A 13687-nucleotide genomic window follows, 5' to 3' on the forward strand; every position below is an offset into this window, starting at 1 on the left:
TCGTTCGTCGGCGGGCGTCCGGTCGGCGACGTCCGCCGGCGAGCCCGCGTCGAGGAGTGACGACCGACAGTATAACTACCTGCGCGGGGAACGACCGTCGATGACGCTCACCCGCGCGCCCGCCGAGCCGTACGTGAGGGAGTTCGAGGCGACCGTCGAGCGAATCGACGGCCGGGAGCTCGTCCTCGATCGGAGCTACTTCTACCCCGAGAGTGGCGGCCAGCCGGCCGACAAGGGAGAGATCAGCGGGATCGGAATCTCGGACGTCCGGGCCCACGACGGGGAGACGATCCACGTCCTCGAGGAGGAGTCCGACCTCGAGGCCGGCGATCGGGTCGACTGCGCGGTCGATCCGGCGTTCCGCACCTACTGCATGCGGGCACACACCGCGAGCCACGTCCTCTACGGGGCCGGACGACGGCTGCTCGACGACCTCGGCTACGGCGGGTTCGACATCGGCGAGGAGAAGGTCCGCATCGACTTCGAGACCTCCACCGAGATCGACGACGACGTGTTGGTGGAGCTCGAACGGCTCACGAACCGGACGGTCTGGGAGAGCCGAGCCGTGAGCTGGGAGACGGTCCCCGCCGAGGAGGCGACGAGTCGCGAGGAAGTCGCGTTCAACACGAAGACCGAGGAGGGGGTCTTCGGCGACGGTGAGGGGGTGCGGATCGTCACGGTCGGCGAGGCCGACGCCGGCGACCCGATCGGCCCCTCCGAGGGGACGTGGGACGTCGCCGCCTGCGGCGGGACGCACGTCTCGAACACCCGCGAGATCGGTCCCGTAAGCGTGCTCGAGCGTTCGAACCCCGGCGAGGGACTCACCCGAGTGGAGCTGGCGGTCGGTCCCGCCGCCATCGAACACCGCACCGCGACCCGGACGGCGGCGCTGTCGGCGGCCCGTGAGCTCGGGATCGGGGTCGCGGACCTCCCCGCGGCGGTCGAGCGGCGTAACGACCGGATCGAGGAGCTCGAGGACGAACGCGACGCGCTGCTCGATCGGGTGGTCGACGCCCGGATCGAGGCACTGCGCGAGGAGGTCGTCGAGCGTGCCGGCGAGCGCTGGCTCGTCGGCTCGGTGCCGGACGCCGACGGCGACACGCTTTCGGATCGGGCGCGCAGATTGGCCGGCGAGGAGTACGAGGTGGTCGCGCTCGTGAGCGACGAGCGACCGCCGACGGTCGCCGTCGCCTCCGAAAGCGGGACCGACGCGGGCGCGATCGTCGACGACCTCACCGACGAGTTCGGCGGCGGCGGTGGCGGCGGCCACGAGTTCGCTCAGGGAGGCGGGATCGGCGAGGAGCCCGAACGGATCGTCGAGTTTCTCCGAAACTGATCCGGCCGACCACGAATCAGGAAACCGCCTCCCGGTTCGACCGAGGGGACCGTTCGATCGGAGAAAGCGAAGCGAACCGAGGATCGGCCGTTCGGTCGGAACCCCGCCGTTCCGAACGCTCGCCGGTGGATCTCGTATCGTCCGGATAGACGTCCGTCCCGTTCAGTGGAGACCGAATCCGTAGTTTCAATGCCAAAATACTTACTTTAGCTCCGTCGAATAATCTCAATGGAAACAGCCTCCTCGAGTCGTCGTAGTACCGTCGCCTCTCCCCCGCTGCCCGCGGCGGAACGATCGATATGAGCGCCGCACAGGACCTCTTCGTCTCCATCGCTGGAACGGATCCCGTGGTTCAAGGGCTCGTCGGGGGGATCGTGATCGCCACGCTCAACCTGATCGGCGCGGTCCTGGTGTTCGTCTGGCGCGATCCGTCGCAACGCTCCATGGACGTGACGCTCGGGGCCGCGGCCGGCATCATGCTCGCCGCCAGTTTCACCAGTCTCATCCTCCCCGGTATCGAGGCCGGCGGGGTCCTCCCCGTGATCGTCGGTCTCGTCCTCGGAGTCGTGGTGCTCGATCAGGCGGACGCCTGGGTGCCACACATCCACGTCCTCATCACGGGGCAGATCAGGGAGGACCGCGATTCGACGGCCGCCGTCGCGGAGGGGGTCGACGAGTCGCGAGTCGCCGCCGTCCTCCTGTTCATCGTGGCGATAACGCTCCACAACATGCCCGAAGGGTTGGCCGTCGGCGTCGGATTCGGGTCGGGAAACCTCGACGATGCGATCTCGCTGATGGTGGCGATCGGAATACAGAACGTCCCGGAGGGGCTCGCCGTCTCGGTCGCGGCCATCAACGCGGGGTTTCACCGGACGTTCTACGCGGTGCTCACCGGGATTCGCGCCGGACTCGTCGAGATCCCGCTCGCAGTCTTCGGCGCCTGGGCCGTCACCGTCGCCCAGCCACTTCTCCCCTACGCGATGGGCTTCGCCGCCGGAGGGATGCTGTTCGTGATCAGCGACGAGATCATCCCCGAGACCCACTCCAACGGGAACGAACGTCTCGCTACGCTCGGGATAATGGCCGGTCTGATCGTGATGCTCTACCTCGACGTGGCGCTCGAGGCCTGACGGTATCGATCCTCGCCTACCGCCGATGGAACGTGAGGCGGACGAGATCCGCGCCGTCACCGTTGCCGTGGCCGTCGCGAGTCGATCTCACGGGGGAACGGCTTTTTCTCGCCGGTGATCGAACGGGTGGCATGGAGCTCACCGCGGAACAGCAGGCGATCCGTGACGTAGTCCGGGAGTTCGCCGTCGAGGAGCTCGAACCGAGGGCCGCCGAGGCCGATCGCACCCAGTCGTTTCCGGAGGAGGTCTGGGACGGGCTGGCCGACCTCGACCTGACGGGGCTGACGACCCCCGAGGAGTACGGCGGCTACGACGCCGATCGTCTCACTTACAGCGTCGTCAACGAGGAACTCGCCTACGGCCACCTCTCGGTCGCGACCGCCCTCTCGGTCCACTGTCTCGCCACCTCGTGCATCGCGGAGTTCGGCTCCGAGGATCTGAAGGAACGATGGCTGCCCGAGATGGTCTCGGGGAGGCCCGTCGGCGCGTTCGCGCTCTCTGAGCCCGAGGCGGGGTCGAACCCTGCCGAGATGAGCACCCACGCCGAGCGCGACGGCGACGAGTACGTCATCGACGGCAAGAAGCAGTGGATCACGAACGGCGCGCGGGCGGGCGTGATCGTCCTCTTCGCGAAGACCGGGGAGGACGAGATCACGCAGTTCCTCGTCCCTGCGAACGCCGAGGGGCTCGAGATCGGGAAGAAGGAGGAGAAGCTCGGACTGCGAGCGAGCGATACGACCGCGCTACTGTTCGACGAGGTCCGGATCTCCGCGGAGAACCGTCTCACCGAGGAGGGCCGCGGACTGAGCGCCGCGCTCTCGATTCTGACCGGCGGCCGGATCGGGATCGCGAGCCAGGCGGTCGGGCTCTCGCAGGCGGCGATGGACGACGCGCTCGCCTACTCGAAGGAACGCGAGCAGTTCGGCGGTCCGATCGCCGACGTTCAGACGGTCCAGCACAAGCTTGCGGAGATGGAAACGCGGCTCCGGGCGGCACGACTGCTCACCCGCGAGGCCGCCCGCCGGGAGGACGCGGGCGAGGACCCGCGGCTCGACGCGAGCATCGCGAAGCTCTTCGCGAGCGAGGCGGCGATGGAGATCACCAACGAGGCGCTTCAGATCCACGGCGGCTACGGCTACACAACCGACTTCGACGTCGAGCGGTACTACCGCGACGCACGCATCACGACGATCTACGAGGGTACCAGCCAGATCCAGAAGAACGTGATCGCCCGCGAGCTCTTGGACTGAGGGGGCCCCGGCGGAAATACAACGGTCGAGGCACGCCGGGGCGTGCCGAGGGCTTTCGAGCGGTAGGAGTCAGATCCGGAAGAACGTCATCGCTCGCGAACCGCTCGGGTGACTCAGGCGCCGGAGTCGATCGGCGTCGCGGGGTTTCCGGCGACGGTCGTCCCCTCCGGAACGGAGGAGACGACGACCGAGCCGGCGCCGACGCTCGCCCCGTCCCCGACGGTGATCGCGCCGATCAGCGTGGCGTTCGCCCCGAGGACGACGTCGTCCCCGACTGTGGGGTGGCGCTTTCCCGGGTGGTTCGCGTCCCCGCCGAGCGTACAGCCGTGATACATCAGCACGTCGTCGCCGATCTCAGCGGTCTCGCCGATCACGACCCCGGCGCCGTGGTCGATGACGCACCGACGGCCGATCTCGGCACCCGGGTGGATCTCGACGCCGGTGATCAGCCGAACGAGCGTCGAGAGCACCCGCGCGGTCAGTCGGAAGCCGCGGTTCCAGAGGGCGTGAGTCGGCCGGTAGAGCCACAGCGCGTGCATCCCTGGGTAGCAGAGCAGCACGTCCCAGGTGCCTCGAGCGGCCGGATCGCGACGCTTGACGGCGGCAACGTCCTCGCTAAGCCTGCCGAACATGGTCCTCCTCGCGGGGCGTGCGGTCCTCGAACGATCCCGTCCGGGCCGGCGGACGTCGACACGCGTTCTCGAACGATCGTCCGTGGTCGTCGACCGCGCGAGTCGGGCGCGAAACAGCGATCGCCGTCATGCCTATCGGTCGGCGACGGCCGGAGAAAAAACGGTCGGGTTCATCGGATTCTCGCAATCGCTACCAGTAGGGGTTCGAAAGTCGCCGGCGCGAGCGAACTCCGAGTGCGATGGATCCGAGGAGGGCGGCGACGAGCAGGACGACGACGACGAGCGGTCGGGCTCCGACGACCGTCTCCGTGGCGAGCGTGACGAACGATCCGAGCGTCAGGAGAGCGACGGCGACGAGCACCAGCGCGACGACGAGCGAGTCCGAGCGCATACCGGGTGATCGCGTGCCGACGTCATAAACGTGTCCGGTCGCTTATAGTCTTCGGGCCCGTATCGGTGGTAATGGTACCCCGCGATACGAGAGGGGAGGAATCGCACCGTCGAGGAACCGCAGTCCTCCGATCGACGTGATCCTCCGGACGCTCTGGCGGGCGATCACGACGGTCCTGGGTGCGGCGCTGCTCGTCGGCGTGCTGTTGAGCCTGCTCTGGACCGCCTCCCTGATGGGGCTGGTCGACACCGGCGAGGTCGACTCGCCCGTAGTCGAGGACGTCGTCGAGCCACCGCAGTGGTTCGTCGACTCGCCGCTGGTTTGGGAGGTCCCGGCGGGCGAGCAGACCGGAGGCCCACAGGAGACGCCCGAGGCACCGGAGGGCTCCTCGCCGCCCGAAGGTGATCCCGGGACGACGAGCACCGACGGCGGCGTGACCTCCGACGAGGTCGAAGCCGAGATCCACGACCAGGTCAACGAGATCCGTGCCGAACGCGGCCTCTCAGAGCTCGAGCACGACGACGAGATCGCGTCGGTCGCCCGGATCCACAGCCAGGACATGAACGAGCGCGATTACTTCAGCCACACCAACCCGGAGGGCGAGACGCCGGCAGACCGCTTCGGCGATCTCTACCCTGCGGAGTGTCGGGCGGTAGGTGAGAACCTCGCGTACATCCAGACCGGCGCCGGCGGTTACGGTTCGGCGGAGGAGATCGCAGACCGGATCGTTCAGGGCTGGATGGACTCCGACGGTCACCGCGAGAACCTGCTTCGCGAGGACTGGGACTCCGAGGGGATCGGCGTCTACATCGAGGACGGCCGGATCGACGCCACCCAGAACTTCTGTACGACCACGTGAGGAACCCGCCGAACCGGCGGGTTGAAGGCCGGGCCGACCCGACTCCCGGCCGTGACTACCGTTTGCGTACTCGCCGACCCGCCGCGCGAGGGACTGGTCCTGCCCGAACTGAGCGAGTCAGGGCCGCTGTCGCCGTCCGAGGCGGCCGACCTCTACGCGGCGATGCTCGCCGACGTCTGTCTCGCGATCGAGCGAAGCGGCGGCGAACTGCTCGTCAACTACCGGCCGGCGGAGCTGCTTCCGGACGAGCACGCGGACGTCGAGAGCGAGGCGGCGGTCCGATCGACGCTCGAGGGCATCCTCGAGGAGCCGCTGCGAACGAAGCCCCAGGTCGGCTCGACGTTCGCTGCGCGGGCGGGAAACACCACGACCCACCTGCTCGAACGGGAGGAGGTCGACTCGGTCGCGATCGTCGAGCCCACCGCGGCGCTGCTCTCGCGGACGCACATCGACAGCGCCGCGATGAAGCTCCGACACAGCCCGGTGGTGCTCGGGCCCGCGAGCGACGGACGGGTCCACTACGCGGGGTTCACCGAACCGATCGACTTCGAGGGGGCCTACGAGCCGCCCGCGGTGGAGACGCTCACCTGGCGCGGCCGCGACGCCGGTCACGACGTCGACTTCCTGCCGATGCTGCCGACCGTCGAGACGCCCGACGACCTGGCGACGCTCGTCCCGCTGATCCGTGCACGTGCTGCTGCAGAGCGGATCATCCCCGTACATACCGCGACCTGGATCGACGATCGGGACCTGCGCGTCGAGGACGACGAACTAGTGATGGGGTAACCGACAGGCCTTAGAGCGGCGCGGGAGAAGGACCGACGAGGTGGGGTGGCAGAGCGGACCATTGCGCCTGCCTTGAGAGCAGGTGGCCGAGAGGCCTCATGGGTTCAAATCCCATCCCCACCGTAAGAGCGCGCCGCACTCACGCGGCGCGCGATTTCGTGACGGTTGGATTTGAAGCAGGGAGAGCACAGGCTCCCAAGCGAAGCGAGCAGGTCCGTCTTCGTGTGATTCGGATCCCATGCCCGCCGCTTTTCGGCAACGGCGACGTACTCACGACCGTAGTAGTCCGCGCGCCCCGCCGACTCCGCGTGATCGCTGTCCAACCGCGGATCACGGAACCGCTCGTCTCGTCGGCGTTCCGAGCGGAACGGCATTCCAGGAGCCGGGACGTATCGGATTCCAGCCTCCCGACCCCGGATACCGGCTACTTGTCGGGCTCGGGACCCAGGCCGGGGCGCTCTGGCGGTGCGCTTCCCTCGAACGACGGCGATCGACTTCGTCCGCGGTCGGCATGGAGGAACGAGATGCCGCCTGCATGATCGTCCGAACGGGCTCCGTAGATACCCCCGAGCGTGAATCCGCGTTCACGGACGGCGGTCCAGAACGAGTACCCGTCGGGGTTGTAGAAGTACAACTCCTCGGGGTCCGTCTCGTCGGTAACGTCGTACACCCGGACGCCACCGTTGTACCACGACGTGTGGATCCGGTTCTGCGTCACGTCGAAGTTGTGTGACGTCCGAAGGCCGACGTTGACGTCCGGTGGCGAGATGAACCCGACCTGCTCTACGTCGTCCCAGTCGCTCGTGTCGAAGATCCGGATGCCGCCGTACTGCTCGGTGTCGGGATCCGCCTCCAGGCGGTTCGGGAACTTCTCGTCGCCGACGAACGTGAGACCGCCGTCGGGCGACGGCTGGACGTAGTGGGCGTTCCCATCGCCGGCATAGTACCGTTCTAGTGGGAAGGGATCCGGCTGCGGCGTGTCCGCCTCGGGTGCGTCGCCGAACTGAGCGACCAGCTCGGGATCAGTCGGGTCGCTCACGTCCGCGACGACGACGCCTGCATCCCAGTACACCTGATAGAGGAGGTCGTCTTGGACGTAGACGTCGTGATTCGGGCTGACCCCCCCGGCCGCAAATTCGGGGAAATCGTCCGCGAGTCGGTACTCGCCGATCTTCTCGGGGTCCGTCGGGTCACTCACGTCGACGATATCCGTGCGCGCCTCGCTGAACGTGTTCTCATCCGACTCGTTGATCGTGAGGTAGGCATATCCGTCCTTCAGGAAGGCGTTGTGGACATGATGGGCGTCGTGGAAGGCCAGCTCTTCGGGATCCGTGGGGTCGCTTACGTCGACGGTCGTGATCCCCGTTCCGCCGTTGTGGGCCATCACGGCGAGGTCGTCCTCGACCTTCACATCGAGAACGCCGCCGACCTCGCCCTCGTCGTCGCCGCCGATCTCATCAGGCTCCGACGCCTCGATATCCGCGACCAGTTCCGGTCGATTCGGATTACGCCAGTCGACGATCCCCATCCCGTCACCGGTCGCCACGTAGGCGTGGGTCTCCTGTGCGACGACCTCCATCGCGCCATCCACCGCCTGCTCGCTGAACAGCCGGAGCTCGTCGGGGTCCTGCTGTGGCGGTCGTGCGCTTACCGTCCCGATGCTTCCGAGCGCTCCGGTGGCGCCCAGTACTTTGAGTACCGTTCGTCGACTCGGTGTTGGATCGATTACCATGAGTGGTATTCACTCCCTCAGTGTGTTTCGTACAGAAGACCATATATTTGTTTATATTATATATCATATAATAAATCATACTTGAGTGATTCTATTAGTGCCGGAATTGGCTGCAAGCCGTTTGCGGCGAGCGGAAAGCGCTGACGAGCGATTGGGGTCATGGAACGGGCGAGCGGACGTGAGCGACGTTCGGGGGTTCGAATTCCATTCCTACCGCTTTTTCCGGCAACGACGCCGTGCTCACGAACGTATTAGTTCGCGCCTCCCGCCGACTCTGCATGACCACTGGACGGCCGCGGATCACCGAGCGTGTCGCCGCCTCGGAACGATCGGCGATCCGCGTGATGTTCGACATGGCGGAGGCCCACGACGGCGACCTCGTCAGGCTCGAGGTAGGCGAACCGGACTTCGACACGCCCGAGCACGTCGTCAGGGCGGCGTTCGAGGCCGCCCGCGCGGGCGAGACGCACTACACCTCGAACGCGGGGCTGCCGGCGCTTCGCGAGGCGATCGCCGACGCGGACGAGGCGGTCGTTCCCGACGGAGTGACGGTCACGACCGGCGGGATGGAGGCACTCCACCTCGCGATGCTGACCGTCGTCGATCCCGGCTCGGAGGTGGTGATCCCCGCGCCCGCCTGGCCCAACTACCGGACCCAGACGCGGCTCGCGGACGGCGTGCCGGTTGAGGTCCCGCTGCCCGAGGAACGAGGGTTCGCGCTCGATCCCGACCCGATGATCGAGGCGATGGGCGGGGACACCGCGGCGGTCGTCCTGACGAACCCCTCGAATCCCACTGGTAGAGTGTTCGACCCCGAGGCGATCCGCGAGGTGGCCGCGGCGGCAACGGAGCACGGCGCCTACGTGATCGCGGACGAGGTCTATCGCGGGCTGGTCTACGAGGGAGCGGATCGCGCGATCGCGAGCTACGTCGATGACCCCGACTCCGTCCTCACGGTCGACTCCTGTTCGAAGCGCTACGCGATGACCGGCTGGCGGGTCGGCTGGCTCGCCGGCCACCCCGACCTGATAAGCGAGGTGAACAAGATCCACGAGAGCACGACCGCCTGTGCCTCGAGCGTCGCCCAGCACGCCGCGATCGCCGCCATCACCGGCCCACAGGAGCGGACGAGGGCGATGTACGAGGCGTTCGCGGAACGCCGCGAGTACGTCGTCGAGCGGATCGACGCCATGCCGGTCGTCTCATCGGCCCCGCCGGAGGGGGCGTTCTACGCGTTTCTCGACGTCCGGGCCCTGCCGGGCGACACCCTCTCGATCGCGAAACGCCTGCTCCGCGAGCACGGCGTCGTCACCGCGCCCGGGAACGGGTTCGGCGATCCCGGCGCGGGCTACCTCCGCGTGAGCTTCGCGAACGGGCTCGACCGGCTCGAGGCGGGCTTCGACGGGATCGAGGCGATGGTCCGCGAGGAGGCGACGTAGGTGGACCTCGCGATCACGAACGCGCTCGTGTTGACGCTCGACGAGAGCCGACGAGGGCTCGGCATCATCGACGACGGCGCGGTCGGCGTGACTCGCGGCGAGATCGCGTTCGTCGGTCCGACCACTGAACTCGACGGGACGAGCGCCGATCGGGTGATCGATGCCACCGGCGCGGCGGTCCTCCCGGGACTCGTCGAATCCGAGCCCGCTACGGTTCCGAGGCTTCGACGGTCGGGGTCCTCGACGACCGCGGGCTGCTCGACGAACGGCTGATCGCCGTCCACTGTCATGGCGCGACCCCCGAGGAGCGAGCGCGGATCGCCGACCGCGGTGCACGGGTGATCGGCTGTCCGAGCTCGATCGCGGCGATCGACGGGATCGTCGGCCCAATTACGGAGTTCCTCGAGGAGGGAACGACGGTCGGACTGGGCACCGATCAGGCGCCGGGATCCGGCGGCCACGAGATGCTCCGCGAGCTTCGGACCGCGAGCCTGCTCTCGAAGACCGACCGCGGCGATCCGACGAGCCTGCCGGCGTGGAAGGCGCTCGATCTCGGCACCGTCGGCGGGGCGCGGGCGCTCGGGCTCGCCGACCGAGTGGGAACGATCGAGGTCGGAAAACGCGCGAATCTCGCGGTGTTCCCGCTCGATACGCCGTCGGTCGCATCCGCCGTCGGCGAGCCGCTTCACACGGCCGTCCCGAACCTCGTCTACGGCGGTGCGCGCGCCGAGACCGTCCTCGTCGACGGCCAGCCGGTGTTTCTCGACGGGAAGTTCACCGCCCTCGACGGCCGGGCGATCCTCGAGGAGGCGAACGAGCGCGCCCGGGCCCTCTTCGGGCGTGCGAGCGAGGACTGGCGCAAAGCGGGTTCGAAGCTCGTCTCGGACGTCGAGGCGGGCTGGCTCTAGAACACGAGCACGATCGGGACGTTTCCTGACGTGATCGACCAGTAGAGCGCGAGGAACTGGATGGCGTTGAACAGTCCGTGGATGGTCGCCGGGACGACGAGGTTCTCGCTGTACTCGTAGCTCACCCCGAGGATGAGGCTGAGAACGACGTACGTCGCGATCGTCGCGACCAGCCCCTCGCCGGTGAGCGAGCCGACGTGGGCGACGGCGAAAATGACGCTGGCGATGGTGATGCCGATCGGTACGCCGAAGCGGAGTCGGAGGAGCTGCTGGATGATGCCCCGGAAGAGCAGCTCCTCGCCGGGACCGACCAGCAGGATCGAGAGCGGCACCATCACCAACAGGAGCTCGGGAGTCTGCACGCCGCGCTCGAGCAGCGTGTGCTGTGCGGACTCGATGCCGAACGTCGTCTGCAGGAGGCTGATTCCGATGAGCGCGACGAACAGCCCGATCAGCCCCGAAACGATCCAGATCAGGTCGCGCAGATCCGGTAGGTCGACCATCAGCAGTCCGAGTCCCTCCTCGCGCGTCGAGAGGTAGAACAGCGCGACCGAGCCGAAGCCGAGTCCCTGGACCGTGACGACGCTGACGGCGATCAGCACGGTCGGACGCTCGGTGACCGCGATGCCGACCGCCGAGAGGACGCCGATCCCGATGGCGGTGAACAGCGAACCGACGGTGAAGCCGGCGACCCCGATCAGCAGCACGACCGCGAGCGTCTTGGCGTGTGCGACCGGGCCGGCGCCCGTGGTTGGAGAGGCCATTGGCCGCCGTTGGGATCGGGCCGTCTTTGGCCTGTCGTTTGCCCGCTACGCACAGTAACCCTTTTGCGGCCCTCGAACACAGCGGGAGTATGGACTGGCCGCACGACCCGGACGGCGAGGAGGGCAGCGAGGGAATGCGCAAGTACGGCATGGCGATTCTCGCGAAGAAGCTCGACGAGGAGGAGGACTTCCCCCTCTCGTTCGAGGAGTTCGCAGCCGAGTACGGCGAGGACCCGATCCGGATCAACTACCGGACGGTCGTCCCCGCTCGCGAGATCCTCGAATCGGTCGCGGTCGAGGAGGTCGAGGACATCGTCGAGTTCCACCGGGCGGTCGGCAAGGCGATGCGCGAGGGCGGCTTCTGGGACTACCACCCGGTCGGCGCGAGCCCCGAGCGGAAGTCGGCTTAATCACCGTCGTACTCGAGAAGCGACGGCGATCGGGCGTCCGCGTCGAACGATCCGGGTTCACGACGTCCGCGGCGGGCGTCGTCGATGGCCGACTCGAGCAGTTCGATCGCGACCGCGTTCGCCCCCTCCGGGATCACGAGGTCGGCGTGCTTCTTCGTCGGCTCGACGAACTGCTCGTGCATCGGTTTGACCGTCGAGAGGTACTGCTCCATCACTCCCTCGAGGCTGCGCCCGCGTTCGAGCACGTCGCGGCGGATCCGCCGGAGGATCCGTACGTCGGCGTCGGTCTCGACGTAGAGCTTGAGATCGAGCATCTCGTTTATCACCTCGTCGTACAGCGCGAAGATCCCCTCGACGACGATCACGTCGGTCGGCTCGACGCGGACCCGCTCGTCGGTCCGGGCGTGCTCGGCGAAGTCGTACTGGGGCATCTCGACCGCCCGACCCTCGAGCAGACCTTCGAGCTGGGTCCGGATCAGTCCCCACTCGAACGCCGAGGGGTGGTCGTAGTTGATCGACTCGCGTTCCTCGAACGAGAGGTCCGTGTCCTCGTAGTAGTTGTCGAGCGGGACGTGGGTAACGGCCCCGTCGAAGCCGTCGGTCACCTCGTGGGCGACGGTGGTCTTCCCCGCGCCGGTACCCCCGGCGATCCCGATCACGAACGAGGGAATGGTCATCGTCGAGGGTGGCGGTGCCGAGCGCTTTAACGTCCCGATTCCGGGTTCGGATCCGCGATCGCTAAAGTAGATCGTCCGTGGGAATAAGTCTACTGGGGGTACGCTTTAGCCGTCCGCCGTGGAAATGGATAGCATGGTCGAGGATCGCACAGTGAGGGAAGCGATGACCACGGCATACGTGGGAGTGAGCGAATCGGATACGATCGGTGACGTGGTCGACGTCATGTTCGACGACGGGGTCGCGGGGGTGGTCGTTCTCCGTGGACAGAACCCCGTCGGCACCGTCACCGAGCGCGACCTGCTGCGGGCGGCCGCGACGGGAGCGCTCCCGCTCGAGGCGGGGATCGCCTCCGTGATGTCGGGACCGGGTCCGAGCATCGACGTCGAGACGCCGCTCGCGGAGGCCGCGAGCACGCTCTCGACGGAGAACGAACGACAGCTGCTCGTCACGAACGGGGACGGCGACGGGCTGGTCGGTATCCTGACCGCACAGGACGTCATCGCCGCCGCCGCCTCCTCGTTCTCCTCGCCCGATCCCGAGCCCGAGACGACGCCGATGGCGATGGACGAACGACCCGAACGACCCGAGTACACGACCCAGAGCGTCTGTGAGGTGTGTGGGTCGCTGATGCCCGAACTCGAGACGGTCGACGGACAGGCCGTCTGCAGCGACTGTCGTGCGGTCTGACCGATCGACCCATCCGTCCGGATCCCGTCGGTCGAGACGGAATGGACCCCGAGACGGCGATCGAACCGGCGACGCTCGAGGAGGTCTCGACGATCGCGGACTGCTGGGTGGCGCTCGCGAGCGACCAGCGCACCCACGGCTCACATCTGGCCGCGGCGGCGAACCGCGAGCGGATCCTCGACTCGATCGCCCACCACGTCGCGGAGGGAACGCTGTTGGTCGCGTGGGCGGACGTCGATGAGGGCGGGGATCGCGACGGAGACGAGCGGGCGAGCGAGAGCGAGTCGGAGATCGTCGGCTTCGTCATGTTCTCGATCGAACAGCGCCTCTACGCCGTCTCGACGACTCGAGGAATCGTCCACAACCTCTACGTGGTCCCCGAGCGCCGCGGCGAGGGGATCGGCTCCGAGCTGCTCTCGGCAGCCGAGAGCGAACTCGCCGGGCGCGGCGCCGAACGGATCAGCCTCGAGGCGCTGGTCGGCAACGACGAGGCGCGTCGCTTCTACGAGGCGCAGGGCTACACACCCCACCGGATCGAGTTCGAGAAACGAGCCGAAACGGATAACACGACGTAACGAGAGCGTGTGAACGTTCGCCAGAGGAGCTTGGGTGGTTCAAGCACCCGACTTGTAATCGGGAGTTCGGGGGTTCAAATCCCTCCTCTGGCTTCTTACCCTCGGGATAC

16 protein-coding genes and 2 tRNA genes are annotated in these 13687 nt (G+C 67.4%); 13 read left to right on the forward strand and 5 right to left on the reverse strand.

All coding sequences use genetic code 11. The annotated features are described in order from the left end of the window. Positions 1 to 100 precede the first annotated feature (100 nt). From V0Z78_RS08430 to V0Z78_RS08440, 3 genes are all read left to right on the forward strand, one after another. Positions 101 to 1336: an alanyl-tRNA editing protein gene (locus V0Z78_RS08430; RefSeq protein ID WP_336344186.1), complete on the forward strand. Its 1236-nt coding sequence runs from the start codon at positions 101 to 103 to the stop codon at positions 1334 to 1336. Between the two features lie 299 nt (positions 1337 to 1635). Beyond that, positions 1636 to 2466 (forward strand): ZIP family metal transporter, encoded by an 831-nt coding sequence (locus V0Z78_RS08435; RefSeq protein ID WP_336344187.1) that lies wholly within the window; start codon positions 1636 to 1638, stop codon positions 2464 to 2466. A gap of 131 nt (positions 2467 to 2597) precedes the next feature. Continuing rightward, a complete protein-coding gene (locus V0Z78_RS08440) occupies positions 2598 to 3716 on the forward strand; it encodes an acyl-CoA dehydrogenase family protein (protein WP_336344188.1) in 1119 nt (372 codons plus the stop codon). Between the two features lie 113 nt (positions 3717 to 3829). Here the strand turns inward: V0Z78_RS08440 and cysE are convergent, their stop codons facing one another. Together cysE and V0Z78_RS08450 are read right to left on the reverse strand one after the other, a co-directional pair. After that, on the reverse strand, positions 3830 to 4348 hold the full coding sequence (gene cysE, locus V0Z78_RS08445) for a serine O-acetyltransferase (RefSeq protein ID WP_336344189.1): 519 nt from the start codon (positions 4346 to 4348) through the stop codon (positions 3830 to 3832). 190 nt (positions 4349 to 4538) lie between these two features. Continuing rightward, the gene (locus V0Z78_RS08450; protein WP_336344190.1) at positions 4539 to 4739 is read right to left on the reverse strand and encodes a hypothetical protein; all 201 of its coding nucleotides are present in this window, start codon (positions 4737 to 4739) and stop codon (positions 4539 to 4541) included. A gap of 136 nt (positions 4740 to 4875) precedes the next feature. Between V0Z78_RS08450 and V0Z78_RS08455 the strand changes: the two genes are divergently transcribed. From V0Z78_RS08455 to V0Z78_RS08465, 3 genes are all read left to right on the forward strand, one after another. Further along, positions 4876 to 5598, forward strand: coding sequence for a CAP domain-containing protein (locus V0Z78_RS08455; protein ID WP_336344191.1), 723 nt, complete (start codon positions 4876 to 4878; stop codon positions 5596 to 5598). 51 nt (positions 5599 to 5649) lie between these two features. Continuing rightward, the gene (locus V0Z78_RS08460; RefSeq protein ID WP_336344192.1) at positions 5650 to 6384 is read left to right on the forward strand and encodes a TIGR04282 family arsenosugar biosynthesis glycosyltransferase; all 735 of its coding nucleotides are present in this window, start codon (positions 5650 to 5652) and stop codon (positions 6382 to 6384) included. Positions 6385 to 6423: 39 nt separating this feature from the next. Further along, positions 6424 to 6507 (forward strand) — tRNA-Ser (locus V0Z78_RS08465). Between the two features lie 301 nt (positions 6508 to 6808). On the opposite strand, the gene V0Z78_RS08470 is transcribed toward V0Z78_RS08465, so the two are convergent. Next, positions 6809 to 8116: an LVIVD repeat-containing protein gene (locus V0Z78_RS08470; RefSeq protein WP_336344193.1), complete on the reverse strand. Its 1308-nt coding sequence runs from the start codon at positions 8114 to 8116 to the stop codon at positions 6809 to 6811. Positions 8117 to 8394: 278 nt separating this feature from the next. Here V0Z78_RS08470 and V0Z78_RS08475 point away from each other — a divergent pair, with 278 nt between their 5' ends. From V0Z78_RS08475 to V0Z78_RS08485, 3 genes are read left to right on the forward strand one after another with little or no spacing between them, the layout of a single operon-like run. Then, complete coding sequence (locus V0Z78_RS08475; protein WP_336344194.1) at positions 8395 to 9555, forward strand: pyridoxal phosphate-dependent aminotransferase; 1161 nt, start codon at positions 8395 to 8397, stop codon at positions 9553 to 9555. Then, on the forward strand, positions 9556 to 9828 hold the full coding sequence (locus V0Z78_RS08480; RefSeq protein ID WP_336344195.1) for an amidohydrolase family protein: 273 nt from the start codon (positions 9556 to 9558) through the stop codon (positions 9826 to 9828). Further along, a complete protein-coding gene (locus tag V0Z78_RS08485; protein ID WP_336345173.1) occupies positions 9810 to 10463 on the forward strand; it encodes an amidohydrolase family protein in 654 nt (217 codons plus the stop codon). Before V0Z78_RS08480 ends, V0Z78_RS08485 begins: the two co-directional genes overlap by 19 nt. Here V0Z78_RS08485 and V0Z78_RS08490 read toward each other — a convergent pair. Further along, positions 10460 to 11227 carry a CPBP family intramembrane glutamic endopeptidase gene (locus V0Z78_RS08490; RefSeq protein ID WP_336344196.1) on the reverse strand — a complete coding sequence of 256 codons (768 nt, stop codon included), beginning with the start codon at positions 11225 to 11227 and terminating at the stop codon, positions 10460 to 10462. The two genes, V0Z78_RS08485 and V0Z78_RS08490, sit on opposite strands and share 4 nt — an antisense overlap. Before the next feature lie 89 nt (positions 11228 to 11316). On the opposite strand from V0Z78_RS08490, the gene V0Z78_RS08495 reads away from it, so the two are divergent. Then, on the forward strand, positions 11317 to 11637 hold the full coding sequence (locus tag V0Z78_RS08495; protein ID WP_336344197.1) for a DUF5785 family protein: 321 nt from the start codon (positions 11317 to 11319) through the stop codon (positions 11635 to 11637). Here the strand turns inward: V0Z78_RS08495 and udk are convergent. Further along, positions 11634 to 12314: a uridine kinase gene (gene udk, locus V0Z78_RS08500; protein WP_336344198.1), complete on the reverse strand. Its 681-nt coding sequence runs from the start codon at positions 12312 to 12314 to the stop codon at positions 11634 to 11636. The two genes, V0Z78_RS08495 and udk, sit on opposite strands and share 4 nt — an antisense overlap. Before the next feature lie 133 nt (positions 12315 to 12447). Between udk and V0Z78_RS08505 the strand changes: the two genes are divergently transcribed. The 3 genes from V0Z78_RS08505 to V0Z78_RS08515 all read left to right on the forward strand — a co-directional run bounded on the left by V0Z78_RS08505 (position 12448) and on the right by V0Z78_RS08515 (position 13670). Beyond that, complete coding sequence (locus tag V0Z78_RS08505; RefSeq protein WP_336344199.1) at positions 12448 to 13002, forward strand: CBS domain-containing protein; 555 nt, start codon at positions 12448 to 12450, stop codon at positions 13000 to 13002. A gap of 41 nt (positions 13003 to 13043) precedes the next feature. Then, positions 13044 to 13577: a GNAT family N-acetyltransferase gene (locus tag V0Z78_RS08510; protein WP_336344200.1), complete on the forward strand. Its 534-nt coding sequence runs from the start codon at positions 13044 to 13046 to the stop codon at positions 13575 to 13577. A gap of 19 nt (positions 13578 to 13596) precedes the next feature. Beyond that, positions 13597 to 13670: transfer RNA gene (locus tag V0Z78_RS08515), tRNA-Thr, on the forward strand. Positions 13671 to 13687: the final 17 nt, after the last annotated feature.

The sequence above is a fragment of the Halalkalicoccus sp. CG83 genome, assembly GCF_037081715.1.
Taxonomy (GTDB): domain Archaea; phylum Halobacteriota; class Halobacteria; order Halobacteriales; family Halalkalicoccaceae; genus Halalkalicoccus; species Halalkalicoccus ordinarius.

Coding starts and splice junctions, on each gene's coding strand:
- V0Z78_RS08430 (WP_336344186.1), top strand. CDS start 101: ATGACGCTCACCCGCGCGCCCGCCGAGCCGTACGTGAGGGAGTTCGAG.
- V0Z78_RS08475 (WP_336344194.1), top strand. CDS start 8,395: ATGACCACTGGACGGCCGCGGATCACCGAGCGTGTCGCCGCCTCGGAA.
- V0Z78_RS08440 (WP_336344188.1), top strand. CDS start 2,598: ATGGAGCTCACCGCGGAACAGCAGGCGATCCGTGACGTAGTCCGGGAG.
- V0Z78_RS08510 (WP_336344200.1), top strand. CDS start 13,044: ATGGACCCCGAGACGGCGATCGAACCGGCGACGCTCGAGGAGGTCTCG.
- V0Z78_RS08470 (WP_336344193.1), bottom strand. CDS start 8,116: ATGGTAATCGATCCAACACCGAGTCGACGAACGGTACTCAAAGTACTG.
- V0Z78_RS08450 (WP_336344190.1), bottom strand. CDS start 4,739: ATGCGCTCGGACTCGCTCGTCGTCGCGCTGGTGCTCGTCGCCGTCGCT.
- udk (WP_336344198.1), bottom strand. CDS start 12,314: ATGACCATTCCCTCGTTCGTGATCGGGATCGCCGGGGGTACCGGCGCG.
- V0Z78_RS08495 (WP_336344197.1), top strand. CDS start 11,317: ATGGACTGGCCGCACGACCCGGACGGCGAGGAGGGCAGCGAGGGAATG.
- cysE (WP_336344189.1), bottom strand. CDS start 4,348: ATGTTCGGCAGGCTTAGCGAGGACGTTGCCGCCGTCAAGCGTCGCGAT.
- V0Z78_RS08505 (WP_336344199.1), top strand. CDS start 12,448: ATGGTCGAGGATCGCACAGTGAGGGAAGCGATGACCACGGCATACGTG.
- V0Z78_RS08435 (WP_336344187.1), top strand. CDS start 1,636: ATGAGCGCCGCACAGGACCTCTTCGTCTCCATCGCTGGAACGGATCCC.
- V0Z78_RS08490 (WP_336344196.1), bottom strand. CDS start 11,227: ATGGCCTCTCCAACCACGGGCGCCGGCCCGGTCGCACACGCCAAGACG.